Source organism: Dyadobacter sp. BE31 (assembly GCF_031457695.1).
In the GTDB taxonomy this organism is placed as follows: Bacteria; Bacteroidota; Bacteroidia; order Cytophagales; family Spirosomataceae; genus Dyadobacter.
This window is the reverse complement of the sequence record NZ_JAVDXA010000005.1, coordinates 554,060-569,423: the sequence shown is the minus strand read 5'-3', so window position 1 is coordinate 569,423 and position 15,364 is coordinate 554,060. Positions and strand designations below refer to the sequence as shown.

The following is a 15,364-nucleotide window of genomic DNA, read 5'->3' as shown; positions in this document are numbered from 1 at the left end:
TCTTCATCATGTCAAAGAACCTTGCTCCGGCTTCCCAGAACTCGTGGCAGCGACCGTTTTCGCTACCGTTATTCCCGATTGGGAGTGCAAAAGTGCAGGGTTAATTTTTTAAATGCAAGTGCAAGACACAAATATTTTTGAATCTTTTTACCCGACTTTACCTAAACACCTGATAACGAAAATAATATACCCTCAAAAAAATCGAAAGTTTTTGCAGGATCATTCCGAAGCAAAACATGCTGCACATCTCACGACGAATAAGCATCTGCGTTTGTGGATAAAGCCCGATCAGTTATCAAAAGGGAATAATTTAAATAATCGATTCATAATCAATCAATTAAATTACCTATAAATAAATAGACCCTACATTCTACAATTCCTGCAAATTAAAATATATAGGTTTGCCAAGGTTGTAACATAGCGTATCGCTAATTCTTACAACTACACCTACTCAGCTTCCATCACTCTTCATTCAATTGCCCCGACGGGTGCCAGAGAGCACCAAATCTAGCCAATAACCCGCACTGGGTGGCTCCATATACATCTATATCAATCCGTATTTCATGCTCGGAAGGAGCAGTGGCAGCGCTGTGCCCGTTCCGCTCGCGATCACACATTTCATTCACCACTATCCAAATTAAACGCTTTGCGTATGAACAGACCCTACATTCCCAATACACGATTAGCAGCGACATTAAATCATGTTCACACGTTGTTTTGGCTCCTGACTATTTTCACACGTTTGAATTTGTCCGCCCAAAACGTCGTGTATCAAACCCTCTATACAGGTGCGACGTTCGAAAGCCGGGCAATTAACCAAGGTTTGCCGGTTGGAAGCATAGCAGGCAGTGGCAGCACAGTCTCGGGAGGCGCAAGCTACTCGATAGCGATCGTGGTACCTCCCGGGACAAATGGCATTAGCCCGGCTGTTTCGATAAATTACCATTCCATGACCGGTAACGGTGTTCTTGGCCAAGGCTGGGAGATCGGTGGATTGTCAAAAATCACACGATGCACACGGAATATGTATTTCGACAATGAAACGAACCCGGTCGTTATGACGAATAGCGACAGGTTTGTTTTGGACGGTGCCAGGCTGATAGCCAAAGTTGGCAACTATGGCGAACCGAATACGACCTATGGAACTGAAAGCGAAAATTTTGCAACCATTACCTCTAAAAGCACACAAGGGAATGGGCCGCAATGGTTTGAAGTAACTACAAAGGACGGAGTGAAAATGGAGTATGGCAACACCCCGGATTCCAGGCTTACCGGCCAATTTGCTACCGTGCTTACCTGGGCGCTTTCGCGCATCCTGTATCCCGACGGGAATTACATCACCTTCAAATACAACACCAACGCCAGTTTCGCATTGCTCATCGATGAAATCAACTATACGGGCAATGCAGCGCAAGGGTTAGCTCCTTATAACCAAGTCAAATTCGATTACAAAATTCGCACTGTCGATGAAAACGCTGGTTTTGAAAACGACACAAAGATCGAAAGCAAGTATTTACTGGATAAAGTCACCACAAAAGCCGAGGGATCGACCGTAAGAAGTTACCAGTTCAATTACGGCCACGATAATATCAATTCCTATTTAAAAGACATCATCGAGGCAGGCTCAGACGGAACACAACTCAATGCTACCATTTTCAAATACGGCAATCCTCCCGCCGATTTCAGTACCGTTACCACAGATGGATATGATTACCCTTCTTCAACGACCATCACAGGAGATTTCAATGCCGATGGGTTAACAGACTTTCTGGAAGCCAGTCTCATCCAGAATCCTGCCGTATACAGGATGATCGTTTACGCCAAGTATCCAGCCTACAATGCGAAGCCGAACGATTTTTACGTAGTCAACGTGACGGACGCGCCCGTTACTTACTCGGTGGTGAAGAAGCAAAGCATTCCTAATTCGTTCGATTTCCTGGCATATGATTTCACGGGTGACGGCGCTGATGACGTTTTAATGACCAATATTGCCGGTTCGGGCCAGAATCGCACTTTGACCAGCTTGCGCATTTATCGTACTGTTCAGAATTACGATTGGCAAACCAATGCACAACCTGAGATCCAGTTTGATCCGCTGACCATATCCCCGTACACCGGCTATTCTAAAATTCATCCCACCGGGCACTTCATTTTCCCGGGTGACTACGATGGCGATGGCATACAAGACATACTGACCATGTTGGGAAGTAGTGCCCTCAACTACAATTGTCATCTATATAATGGAAAGGTTCAGCCCGATTTTGGATCCATCGTTATTTCAGGCGTATTCTCATTAGCGGTCAGCGATTGGCCCACCGCCGACAAAGTCCACGTCGTGGATTTCAATGGCGACGGCAAAAGCGATATCATGCTGATCAAAGGGACCAATTGTGAAGTTTTTACATTCGACGGTTGGACCGCACGCCGCATTCACTACTCAACCAATTATTTAACCAAAGACCATCTTAGCTATTTCGGTGATTTCAATGGCGACGGCAAAACGGACATTCTTGCCAAATTAACCACCTCTGGCGCGTGGAAAGTAGCAATCTCCAATGGTGTAGGTTTCTACGAATCACCCTTTACATTTAATACAACTCCTGATACCGATCCTTTCACGGGTGACCAGCTGGGTATCGCCGATATCAATGGGGACGGCAAATCGGACATTTACCATGGGTGGCAAACAGCGGCACCTTCGAATTTCGATGTCTACTACGCCAAGGGCTATTCGAGTGCCGGGGTTAGTTTTTATCGTATAAATAGTAGTTACGCAGTGAATTTGGGTGCCCCGCCTCCGATGATTGGTGATTTCAACGGCGACCGCCGCGCCGACATTATCAACTTCAAGAATACTGCCATACCAATGGACGTCTTCTATTTCAAAAAAGAAGGCAGGGAAAATTTGCTCGAAAAAGTCAAGAACGGCTACAACCACGTTACTGAATGGGTTTACAAAAAGCTCACCGATGAGAATGGCTTCCACATCCGCGGAAACCTGACGGCCTATCCGTTTAATGCGATACAGCCGGCGCTGTATGCTGTTTCCGATTTCAAAATGCAGAACGGAATTGGTGGCTACAACACCATTCAATACACCTATGAAGCGAGTAAGCTGCATCGTGCAGGCAAAGGCTTTCTCGGATTTGGCAAAATAACGGCCAACAATCTGGCAACAGGGATCAAAACCATTGCAGAAAATGAATTCAATACCACTTATTACACAGCGATCCCCTACCGAACTTCGATTCACCTTGCATCAACCAATGCCCTGCTTAGCCAGACAACCAACACCAATGTAGCCGTTTCTCCGGCCGCCAAACGTTTTTGGGTAAAAACAACCAATATCCTTGAAAACAAGGTACTGGAAGGCAGAACGACAACTACCATAAATGTGTATGACGATTTTGGCAACGTCAAGCAAAGCACGGTCAGTAATGGAGTAGAAACTGTTTTCACTGATATCATTTACGGAGCCTATCCGGCCGGGGTAGTAAACAAGCCGACGTCAGTAACCGTTACAACTACCCGGTCGGGGCAACCTGCCTTCACCGTTTTGACAGGGTATGGTTATAATGGTATTGGGCAACTCACTTCGAAAACAGATTTTTCGGGCCAGCCTAAAAACGTTGTCACTACCTATGAATATTTCCCATTAGGAAACCTGAAAAAGACGACTATTACACCGAATGGCCCAAGTGCTTCTCCTCCACGCTTTACCTCGTCCATATACGATCTGAAAGGCCGCTATGCCGAATCCAGTGTGAACGAGCTCAGCCAGAGTTCCACTGCTACATATGATCCCAAATGGGGCAAACCATTGACCTCAACGGGCGTCGAGGGGCTCACTACAACTTATCAGTACGATGTATTCGGAAGGCCGACCGTTACAACGATCGCTGCGCCAGCCGCCTATAACATCATGCAAAGCTACGGATGGGACCTGGCCAATGGCTCGGTATGGTACAGCCTGGTTTCACATCCTGGTAAACCGAATGTTAAAATATGGTACGACCTGCTTAGCCGCGAAATCAGAAGAGAAACCGAAGGTTTTGGTAACCAGGCCGTCACACAGATCCAAACCTATGATGCGAGGGGTAACGTTGTATCCAATACCCAGCCATACAAGACAGGCGAAACATACATCACCACTACCACCCAATTCGATGAGTACAACCGGCCTTACAATGTCAACAGCGGGGCGATGGGCACGAAGACGATCAGTTATACCTACGCGGCGGGCGACCTTACCACCACTACGACTACCCCAACCGGTACGACCTCTCAGAAGACCGACGCCAGTGGAAAGGTAACCAGCTCGACGGATGATGGCGGAACATTGGCGTACACCTATTTCAGTCACGGTGGCGTAAAGGACATCAAGAACGGCGCAGTTACACTCGCCAGTAACCAATATGATGCTTATGGCCGTCAAACGCATTTGACCGATCCGAACGCTGGCACCACCCAGTACGACTACAATTCGTTAGGGGAGCTCGTCAGCCAAACCAATGCCAATGGAGCGACTTACACATTAACCTACGATGTTGCGGGAAGGATAGCCACCAGAGTAAAAGCCGGCGAGCCCGCAACTATTTACCAATATCGGGCCTCGGGCAACGGCATCAATCAGATTGAAAAAATAACCGGTTTTGCCGGGAATGTGGAAGATTACACTTACGATGCCTATGATCGGGTAGCCACTATCACGGAAACAGTCGATGGCTCCGCATACACCACTACGTATACTTACAATAATTACGGGGATATTGCCTCGGTGCTGTACCCTTCCGGGTTTGGCACCAATCATGCCTATGATGCAAATGGTTACCCGGCAACCATCAAGAACACCAATAGCTCGGTAACCCTTTACACTAATACCGGCATGAACGGCCTGGGCCAGAACACAGCTTACACGCTGGGCAATGGCAAATCTTCGGTGATTAACTACGACTACGGCATTCCGAAGCTGTTCTCCACAGCCGGGGTCCAGAACCTGGAACTGACTTGGGATTATCCCAAAGGCAACCTCACCAAGCGCAAGGATTACATCAAAAACAAGGAAGAAAGCTTTACCTACGACAACCTCAGCCGCCTGCTAACGGCCACCGTGGCGGGCAAGCCCGTGCAGACGATTACCTATGAACCTTCGGGCAACATAGCTTCAAAAACCGATGCCGGGCAGCAATTCAGCTACCACCCTTCAAAACTCAATGCGCTCGCGGGCATCATCGCGCCTACCACCGCATTGCCCATGCTCACGCAGGACGTTAGCTACACGGCCTTCAACCAGCCCGAAAAGATTACCGAAAATGGTTCCGGCCAGCCTTACGAGCTCACCTACACCTATGATGCCGGTTACCAGCGCATCAAAGGCGTGATGAAAAAGAACGGCGCGCTGATCAACACGCATTACTATTTCGGAAACTACGAAAAGGACATTACCACAGGTGTTCCCGACAAGCACCTGCATTACATCCACACGCCCGCAGGCCTCTCCGCCATCGTCATCCGCGAAAACGGCGCCGACCAATATTACTACACCTACACCGACCACCTCGGCTCGCTCCTGACATTGACCGTCCTCAACGGCACCGTCATTCTCGATCAAAACTTCGACGCCTGGGGCCGGTTGCGCCATCCTGCCAATTGGGATTACACCAACGTCCCCGCGCCGACTAGTTACCTGTACCGTGGATTTACGGGGCATGAGCATTTGACGAATTTTAATTTGATCAATATGAATGGGCGGATGTATGACCCGGTGGTCGGGAGGGTGTTGAGTGCGGATAATTATGTGCAGAGGCCATATTCGACGCAGTCTTACAATCGGTATAGCTATGTGATGAATAATCCGTTGAAGTATACAGATCCGAGTGGGCATACCTGGTTGAATCGGTTTAAGAATTGGGTTGATAAACAAAATCCGGTTTTTAGAGCCTTGGTAATGTTGCCAGCATTGGCTGCCGTTGATCCAATATCATTCACCGGTTTGGATGCCATGAGTGGTGGGGCTCTATCTGTAGGTTTCATAAGGGGCGGATTCGCCGGAGCAGAACGAAACGCTAGTAATTCTCACAAAATATACGCCGGTCTAATCAAAACAGACTCTGACAAAAGCGGGCGTAAAAGAGCTTGGGAGTTAATTTCTCGATTCACTTGGCAAGGCCCTCAGACTACCGCAGGATTAATGTACTCTCAATTTGCGAACACAGCATTCGACGCTCAACGTGTGCAGTACTATGGAGGTGCAACATTTACGTCCAACCCTCGCTTTAGTAGTTCAGTAACATTAGGTTCCTTCATAAATCTGGGAGAAGATGGTCAGGCAAATGTCGGAACTCTTGGAGACGGTGGCTATACATTCATGCATGAGTATGGGCACTATTTGCAAAGCCAAGAAATGGGGATAATTTACTTAAGCAAGGTTGGCCTAGCCAGTATTACCGGCTCCACGTGGACTGAACTAGATGCGAATTTTAGGGCCGCGGAGTACTTCAATGGACAACAAGGCTTTACGTGGGACCCCAACTTCTATCCTCCTAATACATCAATGCATAAATACTCCGAATTGCCTGAAAAAAAAGCAAAGATTGAATTAGGCGAGTACCTAGTCCCTTTTGGACTCGCCATTATTCGCCTTTTCTAACAAGCACCGATATTATCAATATCTTAAAATATCGTATCATGAACTACCTAATACTTTTATTACCCCTGTGCTTTCTCGCCTGCAACGGCAATCCGAATTGTCCAAAGGGAAGTCATTCGGCTATCACTATTACGAATCAGTCCTCCAAACGAATCTATTATCAGATTTACTGGAACTATCCAGATACAGCTATCGGTCAATACAATCCTGTACATAATAACGGTATTCTTAAACCGGGTGACAACGCCATTCGAACGATAAGCCCAAATGGGTCTAAAAGCTGTTGGGAAGAAATTCTCATGAAATCAGAGGCTGAGAATATCTACTTTTTTGACGCTGACATCATCGAAAACGTGCCATGGGAGGACGTCCAAAAAAACAACACAGGCCTATTGGAGCGGAGAAAAGTTGATTTAGAATATTGCAAAAAAAATGACTGGACTATCATCTATCGATAACTCTTAAAACTCACTAAGTCGATAATACTTAACAAATACCCAAGCTCGGTTTCTGGGGAAGAGCCGGTACGTTACTCTCCCGGTTTACCTGGGAAGCTCCACAGACCGTCTTGGGTAACCTGTATTCTCACTTTAGAAATGGCACGAGACAAGTTGATAACGTGGAATATTGGCATGGGGCTACCTTAGTCAATTCCAAAAAACAGGGCGATGAGTGGGGCCTAACCCTAGGCCCTTATATCAACTCACAAAACATGATAGTTGGTGACGACATGTTTCGACACGAGTATGGCCATACACTTCAAAGCAAGTTACATGGTCCGTTGTACATTAGCCACGTAGGTGTCCCAAACTTCATTGGAGCAACACTGGATCAACTTGGTTTGCACAGTCATGACAACGAGTGGAGCGAAATTCAGGCTAATAAAATGTCCTATAAGTACTTAATGAAACGCGATCCGGAAAGTCTTAATGAAAAATTGGGGGGACAGCCTTGGAGCGATGAATACAGGCTCACCTATGTAGTAGATTGGTACTTCGCCATGTTCCCACCATCTTACCTTTCCCTTCTAAATTTTTAAATTTTAAGTGATATGAAACTACATCCACTCATTTCAATTGTTAGTATTTTGGCCTCGTCCTGTTCAAACTCCTGTGAAAAGCCAATCGGACTTCCAGTAGTATACCCACTTCGCGTTCAAAACAACAGCAGCAGCCTTATATTCTACCAGATAAGTAAGATTTATCCTGACACTTCCATACAGGATTCGCTCGTAAAAGGCGGCATTCTGCCTTCAAAACAGCAATCGTACGAGTCGCGCAAAACCTGGCCGAAATTTTTCGAGTCTCTACCAGCTGATACGCTTAGCATCTTTTTCTTTTCTCCTGATACCATTTATAAATATGGCTGGAAGCAGGTACAGAGTAAGTATCTGGTGTTAAGGCGGAAAGATATCAGCTTGAAGGATTTGGAAACCAACAATTACATCGTTACCTATCCATGAAATCCAAGCTATTCTCACTACTACTGGTCACGCTATCCACGGCAAGCACTTGTCATCGCGAGGGACCCGATTGTCACCACAATATCATTTTCAAAAATGATTCAAAAGGCACCATAATCTACGCATTACCATTTACAGACCTCAGTGGTTGTATTTTGGAAAATCGCTTTAAAGCGGAGCCAGGTGAGGAATTTGCCCTTGACCTGCCCAGATATTGCTGGGAACAGGAGCTGGCAAAAGGAAAAACCGCTGAACTGTATGTAATAGATCCCGCTAAGTTTAATGCGGGTTTCCATTTCTACGATTGTGATTCGATACAGATCAAAAACAAAGTATTGAAGCATTACGAGCTCACTCTTGACGATTTAAAGAGAAACAATTTTACTATAACCTACGAAAACTGAACATTGAACTACATTCATGAAATTTACACTATTCTTATTACTACTATCGACCATGCTTTCTTTGGCAAATAGTTGTCATCGCGAAGGTCCATCACAAGAAGATAATCTAGGAGACAACCTGCTGTTATATTGTTGAATGTTGGCCAAAAGGCACGATGGTTCTCGGCGGCGGGATAAAAGCTGTTGTCTGCAACAAAACTGCAAAAATAGTGGACTACATCTCATATCAATAGATTCTCATTAATCAATTCAATCAACTCCCCTATGAAACACACTATCCTCGATCTATCATCAAACAAAGTCTGTCTCCGATGCTCCCAGTCTGGTGAAGTGATAATGCCAGAATACCTTCCGATCAGTCAACTGCTAGTTGATAATTACAAATATTGGGTACAGAGATATGAAGAAATAAATCAAAGCGGGTGTGATAATTACTCCGTTATAGATTCCCTAGAAAAAGAAGGCATAAAATTCATGCTAAATATAAAGAAAGAGGCCTCCCACATCAATCTAGTATTTCAATCAGACACATTGACAATTGAGCTCTTTGGCGATCCTTCATTTGACATACTAGAATAACCAACTAACCAAATTAAAAGAAAATATACTGCAATCACTTAACAAACAAGATATTATCCACACTGTGAAGTATCTACTGTGCTTGGCCTTCCTCACACTAGTTCATGGACATTATTCATACGGCCAAAATCAATGTCCAACTCCCGGCTTTTCCTGCAATAGCAATCAGGCAGAATATAGCGTTGTTTCAATTGACCAAATAAACAATACCGAACCGCTTGGTTACCTACCTGCCAAAGGACACACCGGTCTGCAGAAGTTAAGTTTAAAGGCTGTCTTGCCGACAGTATGGGGAATTTCTTCTCGAAGCAATCCATCCCTGCCAGCAAATCCGGTGTGTTTGTCCTGGAAAACTTCTTTCTGAACGGTGGTTCCAATCCTGCAAAGTTGATACTTTCTATGTGGGTCCGATTTCTATTATGATCGTCCAGGATTTTTCTATGAACAACCAAATGCCTTTTCACCGTATTATTTTCCTGGCGGTGGGAGAATCGGAACGACAGGGTCAGGCGATTTCGCAATTCGAATAGGAGGTCCCAAACAGATAGATATAATTCCAATTTATCGATTCAAAATCAACCATAAAAAAGGAAATTCGATCCCTCTTGGTCTCGTCAAATAGCTAATGCATTTCCGATTGGACATCCATCGTGTCATTTTGATCATCGGTTTTGTAAATCAAACATAAAATACCTGAATTTGGTCAAGTCATACTCTCGCCTCGGTTGAGTGTAAAGTGAATTTCATTTTCCGAAAATTCATAATTATTAATAACTATACCACCATCATCATGAAAATTATACTACCCTTCGCGCTAACGGTTCTTTTGTCCCTTTCAAGTTTAGCTCAGGCTCCTACCGATTCAATGGCGATCGTGCAAAATCCACAGCTCTACACATTAAAGCAACCCGAAGATCTGAACATTAAAGGCCAGATCGACGCAGCCAGGCACTATAAACGATACAAAGGCGCGGCAACGGGTACGTTGTTAACCAGCCTGCTTTCGCCGGTAATCGGTCTTATTCCAGCCATCTTATGTTCTGCCACAAATCCTAAAATTGAAAACCTGGGCTATCCGAATGAAGAATTATTTAAGCAAGCCACATATTATAAGGCATACACCAAAAAGGCAAAGAAAATAAAACAGCGAAAGGTTTGGTCGAATTGGGGGATTGGCTTGGGAGTAAACCTGGTTGTGATTCTGGTGTTGGCTAATTAATAGTTATCCTTTCGGAGCGATTCTTTTTTCGATAAGTAGTTTTTTGAATATATATTCATAAGCCATGATATAATCCAGTCTCGATGAAAAAGAAAATCTCACTTATCTTCCTAATCGCATTTACTACGCAATTAATCATTGCTTGCTGCGATTGCCATGAGCCGTACAAGAACGAGTACAAATTCGAATACCTGTCTGCATTTAACCTGGATAACTCCGAGGCAAACTCCGTCATTTCGGAAAGTCCCATTCCGAGAAACGCCTATGGAATCAAGCTCCAACTAGGCTTGCGTGAATTGTCATTGGACCGCAATCACTTCTCTCTTTTCAGCCAGGCCAATGCTATGTGTTGCTTGTGCGGCGCTGATACAACAATAACCCCACGGGATACGATAACGTCATTAAAGATTACAACCATAAACAGATTCGACGATAATCATCTGAAAGGCAGTGATGTTACAGAATTATTTAAAGTATTAAGGCATGGAAACTATGTGGGCATCGATAGCATCATTGCACATCCCGACATCTATTTTAAAAGGACTGAGACAGAGTTTATCGAGCTATACCTTTTTACGCCACCCAGGGAAGCAGATGAATATAGCTTTAAAGTTGATTTAGCTATTTCAAATGACACTCATTTGTCAGCGCAGACAAGTGCGGTTAATCTAAAATAACATGAATAGATTACCACTCCTTCTCATACTTCTGTCGGTTTTACAAAGTGCGACGTTTGCCCAGTCGGAATACAAACCTATCAGGTTTTTCTATCGACCCTCAGTTGGAGCTGTGTTCCCTACCCGTTCGTTTCCAACTAAGGACATCCCCAGCAATTTGATAGGAACTGCATTTCACAACATATACTTCCAACCTTTCGCCCTTGGCTTTTTTTATCGGAACATTGGTATAGAAGGGCAGGTCATGTTATCTCCCGCACTGAATCCGCAGAACAGGCGTGATCACTTTGCGAAGGAGATTGGCTTAAAATATGGCAACAAGTATTATACGAGTATATCTTCCGGCTCTATGGATGATTATATGAATGATAATCCCGATCCGATAGTTCGAGGGAGTGCGGGCCCGTCGTATAAAATCGAGCGAAATTGCTTGGTTTTTATCGGACGTATGATGGTAGGCGTCGTATCCATCACGAGCGACTGGGGAAGTGTTCGGTTAAAAGAAAAGGGAACAAACGAGTTGCTGAATGTCCGTTGGGACACTCAATACCCCACCAAGGATTGCTTCTCATTTCATCCGTCTCTCACATTCGCTTACAGAGTGAGCCGAAGAATAACGTTTAATCTGGATCTGGATTCGTGGTTCTACAAGGCGGACATTACTTACAAAGAAACAACTAGAAACGCCCTCTCGGGCAATGTGACGACCAACCAATATCGATACAGTCATTTTATGAGTGATTTGAGCGCAGCAATGGGCATCATGATCATATTCAAATAGATAACCCACTGGTTCAAGCAATTTAAACTATCAACCATATGAAAAACACACTAATACTCTTCATTTTCCTGCTCATTTCGAGCGCCCAAACCTGCGCTGCGCAAGACGCCTCAAAAGTTGCCGCCCAGGAATATGAATCCTGCTGCGGCACCCAGCCCGTCGAGTTCTCTTACGAAAAGAAACGGATCTACGTCCCCAATGTATTCACACCTAATAGGGACGGCGTGAATGACTACTTCTTCCCTGTCGTAAATGATGTCGTTACGGATGTATGGGGCTTTGCCGTATACAGTATTGAGGGAGACACGATGCTCTATCAAAAGCCCTATTTCAATTCCAAAATGCCTGTGCAGGAATACGGCTGGGATGGATTAAGGCCCGACGGCTCGCGGTATAAGGGGGCATTCCGGTACAAAATGCGCGTGGACGATATGCAGGCGAACAAGCACATTGTCGAGGGGCGCGCATGCGCGATCATATGCGGGAGCGGATCGGAAGTATTTCAGACGAAAAGCGGGTGCTACTTCCCCGTTCAAGCCGGGAAGGATGGCACATTGGATAAATCGATAGCCAGCGGTGAAAAAGGCTGCTTTTGAATCAATATACGAGTATATCACACTATAAACTTTCCAGATCACATTGTATGAACACACACCTTATCAAAACTGCGCTTTTGGCCATCCTGGCCACCTTACCGGGCATGATCAATGCGCAGATCAAATTTACGTATGACAATGCCGGCAACCGGATCAAAAGGGAGCTAAATAACAGCCTTGTGCAACTCGATGCCAAAGTCCTTCTCAGAGGCGCGTACCGCCCCGGGCAGGCGAATATGGCCAGCGACTTACAAACCTATTTCAGCGCGAATTCAGGCTTATTGCCTGCCACGGACCCCTATGGAGGGAATGCGGTCTACAACAACATCGGCAATCCGGCGGGAGTAGCCGGTTCGGTGGTAGATTGGATAAAGATCGAAATTCGCGATGCTGCTAGCCCGGCGGTGAAACTTCAATCGAAAAGCCTGCTGCTGAAACCCAATGGAAGTATCGTCGACATAGACGGAATGCTTCCGAAATTCGTCGGGCAAAGTTCGCCGGTGCGGGTAGCCGTTTTCCACAGGAATCATGTTGCTATTCTGAGCACTCCCATTGCTTCTTTCAGTGCTGGCACGGCAGTCTACGACTTCACAACAGCCCTTAACAAGGCCAGTCAGCTCCCTGGCGACGCCGCTCAAATGGGCCTCATCAATGGAAAGTGGTACATGTGGGCAGGTGATGTAAATAATGATTTGGCCGTCGACTCCTCAGATATGTCGATCGCTAATAATGATTTTCTGAAAGGCACCTATGATCAGTATCTTTTTACTGATGTAAGTTTGGACGGTGGTGTGGATGCCACAGACGGGAGCATTATGAATAACGCATTTATTAATGGCTACTTTTCGACACTAGTCAATTACCTGCCATAAAGTTTTCCATGACGCGCGTGCAATCAAACAATTAACTTTCCATAGAAGTAATTTTTATATTCTGTGCGTAGTTAATCCAACCTGAAACCCGGGAAATTTCATGGCTCATCTCAGGATTCTCGTCTTCATTATAGGGTGTTCATTGCAAGCCCCTTTCCTGTTTGGGCAAAGCGCTGGCTGGTATAGTTTCAAAGGAACCGCCAATCTCAATATCAACTACAAGAATAGCCCCGGCGGCAAAACCTGGTTCATTCGCACCATTAAATTAGTTCCCGATCAGGAGACCAGGCTTAACGATACAATTCCCTCCGGCTCGGGAAGCAGAACTTATGTTTTGCCGGTAAGCTTACCGCAGAAGGTTACCCTGGCAACTTCCGGCAAGACGCTCACGCTGTTACTGACACCCGGCTCTACTTTGACCTGCAACCTGGATTTCGCAGACATCACTAAAACAAGTTTCTATGCAGCAGACAGCCTCGCCGCTATCAATGAATACTTGATGAAAAAAGACTTCTCCGCTGGCATGCCGTTCAGCGCACGGCGAGCTGGTGCAGTGCAAGCAGCAGCCAACCTGCAAGAATTTCGCCTCCAAATGGATGCACTTTATCTTGACGAACTCCAATTCTTCAACAAGCACATTAGCAGATTACCTAAGTGGTATCAGCAGTACGAATATTGGGATATTCGATATGCCGATGCGACTAGCCGAATAAATGCGATTACTACGCGGGAATATTCACAGAATGTAAAAGAGCAGCTGCCAGCACATTATTATCGCTTCTTGGATTCTCTCAGTATTGATAATCCAGCGGCCAAAAGCTGCTCTTCATACTATTACTTCCTGTACGAAACATTTAACAAAAGAATGAATGAGCATGACCTCGCAAATGGTACAAAATCCAGTTTTATAGATTACCATATTAATCAAGCAAGCAAGGAGTTGACGTCAGAGGTATCTGATCTGTTCAAAGCGTTTATTATTCAGCTGACGTTCAACCATTATAAAAGAGAAGTAGCTACCGAATATCTCAAAATTCACCCGGATATTTTCAGCAACCCTATTTGGAAGGCAGAGCTGGACGCGTACTTTAATGCGAAAGTGATCCGTGCCGCGAAGGGTAAAATACCCCCAAACTTTGTTCTGGCCGACACGAAAGATTCCCTCACGTGGCTAAAATCTTTGAAAGGGAATGTGATTGTACTGTCTTTCTGGTTTGCGGGCTGCAAGCCTTGTATCGAAGAATTTCCTGCCGAAAATGCATTAACAGAAAAATTCAGGAACAAACCTGTCCGAATCGTTAGCGTATGCTTGAATACCTCCAAGGATGTCTGGAAAGTATGGAGTAAGCGTTTTGGTCTAAAAACCATCAATCTTTGGGCAAATACAGAGTGGGAGAAGACTATTATTGAAAAGTATGACTTAGCTGTATTCCCGAGATACGTACTAATAAACAGGGATTACGAGATTGCTGAAATGAATGCGCACAGGCCAAGCCAGGGTCTGGAAACCCAAATTAATTCATTGTTGGCGAGATAAACTGAAGTTTTCAGACTGATCCCTGATCACGAGTACTGTAATTCTTATGCCAACAAAAGAAAAAAGCACTTAACAATTTCTTGCTAAGTGCTTCATTTTCAAGCTCCCGAAGCTGAGGCACAAAATAGAAATCAATGCACTCATTATCAGTAATTTACAAGCGCAAGGCTTATAATTTTTTGAGATAGGGTTTTGCCTCAAATAACATTGCGATGATACAGCATTGACTTTCAGTCAATTATATGCAACTAATAACAATATAGTGTACTTCATTTTGTGCTCCGTAACGACTCTGCCCGAAAAACGACCTAGGAGCTCGGCATAAAAATTCATTAAACTAGACCCGGAAGACCTGAGTTTCGACGCGCCAACCCCACGGTTTTTTCTCAGTTGCACTTGTGTCATTATCATTAGAAGAATGGGATAAAAAATTATACCTTGTAGGTTACTAAAATCTTCACGTCAAAGCCATATCGTTCCAAGATATCGATCATCTTTTTGTAAAATTTCGCCATGCCGCGGTAAGTTCTCTTTTTTTCTCTTGGCAGGAAGCTCCATTTAAATATTTTCCATGAACCTGGTAAAAGT

General features: G+C 44.9%; 10 protein-coding genes. All 10 read left to right on the top strand.

Annotated features, from left to right (window positions below):
* The first annotated feature begins 652 nt into the window (after positions 1-652).
* The 10 genes from J2Y43_RS25665 to J2Y43_RS25620 all read left to right on the top strand — a co-directional run bounded on the left by J2Y43_RS25665 (position 653) and on the right by J2Y43_RS25620 (position 14,776).
* A complete protein-coding gene (locus J2Y43_RS25665) occupies positions 653-6,649 on the top strand; it encodes an FG-GAP-like repeat-containing protein (protein WP_309987940.1) in 5,997 nt (1,998 codons plus the stop codon).
* A 38-nt stretch (positions 6,650-6,687) separates the two neighbouring features.
* A complete protein-coding gene (locus J2Y43_RS25660; RefSeq protein WP_309987942.1) occupies positions 6,688-7,107 on the top strand; it encodes a hypothetical protein in 420 nt (139 codons plus the stop codon).
* Between the two features lie 593 nt (positions 7,108-7,700).
* Positions 7,701-8,111, top strand: a complete 411-nt coding sequence (locus tag J2Y43_RS25655) for a hypothetical protein (protein WP_309987944.1) — start codon at positions 7,701-7,703, stop codon at positions 8,109-8,111.
* Positions 8,108-8,515 (top strand): hypothetical protein, encoded by a 408-nt coding sequence (locus J2Y43_RS25650; RefSeq protein ID WP_309987945.1) that lies wholly within the window; start codon positions 8,108-8,110, stop codon positions 8,513-8,515. Before J2Y43_RS25655 ends, J2Y43_RS25650 begins: the two co-directional genes overlap by 4 nt.
* A gap of 1,369 nt (positions 8,516-9,884) precedes the next feature.
* A complete protein-coding gene (locus J2Y43_RS25645; RefSeq protein ID WP_309987946.1) occupies positions 9,885-10,313 on the top strand; it encodes a hypothetical protein in 429 nt (142 codons plus the stop codon).
* A gap of 83 nt (positions 10,314-10,396) precedes the next feature.
* Positions 10,397-10,990 carry a DUF5034 domain-containing protein gene (locus tag J2Y43_RS25640; protein ID WP_309987948.1) on the top strand — a complete coding sequence of 198 codons (594 nt, stop codon included), beginning with the start codon at positions 10,397-10,399 and terminating at the stop codon, positions 10,988-10,990.
* A 244-nt stretch (positions 10,991-11,234) separates the two neighbouring features.
* Complete coding sequence (locus tag J2Y43_RS25635) at positions 11,235-11,771, top strand: hypothetical protein (RefSeq protein WP_309987950.1); 537 nt, start codon at positions 11,235-11,237, stop codon at positions 11,769-11,771.
* A 38-nt stretch (positions 11,772-11,809) separates the two neighbouring features.
* The gene (locus tag J2Y43_RS25630) at positions 11,810-12,367 is read left to right on the top strand and encodes a hypothetical protein (RefSeq protein ID WP_309987951.1); all 558 of its coding nucleotides are present in this window, start codon (positions 11,810-11,812) and stop codon (positions 12,365-12,367) included.
* Between the two features lie 47 nt (positions 12,368-12,414).
* Positions 12,415-13,239 (top strand): dockerin type I domain-containing protein, encoded by an 825-nt coding sequence (locus J2Y43_RS25625; RefSeq protein ID WP_309987952.1) that lies wholly within the window; start codon positions 12,415-12,417, stop codon positions 13,237-13,239.
* Positions 13,240-13,339: 100 nt separating this feature from the next.
* Positions 13,340-14,776, top strand: a complete 1,437-nt coding sequence (locus J2Y43_RS25620; RefSeq protein WP_309987954.1) for a redoxin family protein — start codon at positions 13,340-13,342, stop codon at positions 14,774-14,776.
* Positions 14,777-15,364 lie beyond the last annotated feature (588 nt).

Excerpts from the sequence above, each read along its gene's own strand:
- J2Y43_RS25665 (WP_309987940.1), top strand. The coding sequence starts at position 653 with ATGAACAGACCCTACATTCCCAATACACGATTAGCAGCGACATTAAAT.
- J2Y43_RS25660 (WP_309987942.1), top strand. The coding sequence starts at position 6,688 with ATGAACTACCTAATACTTTTATTACCCCTGTGCTTTCTCGCCTGCAAC.
- J2Y43_RS25655 (WP_309987944.1), top strand. The coding sequence starts at position 7,701 with ATGAAACTACATCCACTCATTTCAATTGTTAGTATTTTGGCCTCGTCC.
- J2Y43_RS25650 (WP_309987945.1), top strand. The coding sequence starts at position 8,108 with ATGAAATCCAAGCTATTCTCACTACTACTGGTCACGCTATCCACGGCA.
- J2Y43_RS25645 (WP_309987946.1), top strand. The coding sequence starts at position 9,885 with ATGAAAATTATACTACCCTTCGCGCTAACGGTTCTTTTGTCCCTTTCA.
- J2Y43_RS25640 (WP_309987948.1), top strand. The coding sequence starts at position 10,397 with ATGAAAAAGAAAATCTCACTTATCTTCCTAATCGCATTTACTACGCAA.
- J2Y43_RS25635 (WP_309987950.1), top strand. The coding sequence starts at position 11,235 with ATGTTATCTCCCGCACTGAATCCGCAGAACAGGCGTGATCACTTTGCG.
- J2Y43_RS25630 (WP_309987951.1), top strand. The coding sequence starts at position 11,810 with ATGAAAAACACACTAATACTCTTCATTTTCCTGCTCATTTCGAGCGCC.
- J2Y43_RS25625 (WP_309987952.1), top strand. The coding sequence starts at position 12,415 with ATGAACACACACCTTATCAAAACTGCGCTTTTGGCCATCCTGGCCACC.
- J2Y43_RS25620 (WP_309987954.1), top strand. The coding sequence starts at position 13,340 with ATGGCTCATCTCAGGATTCTCGTCTTCATTATAGGGTGTTCATTGCAA.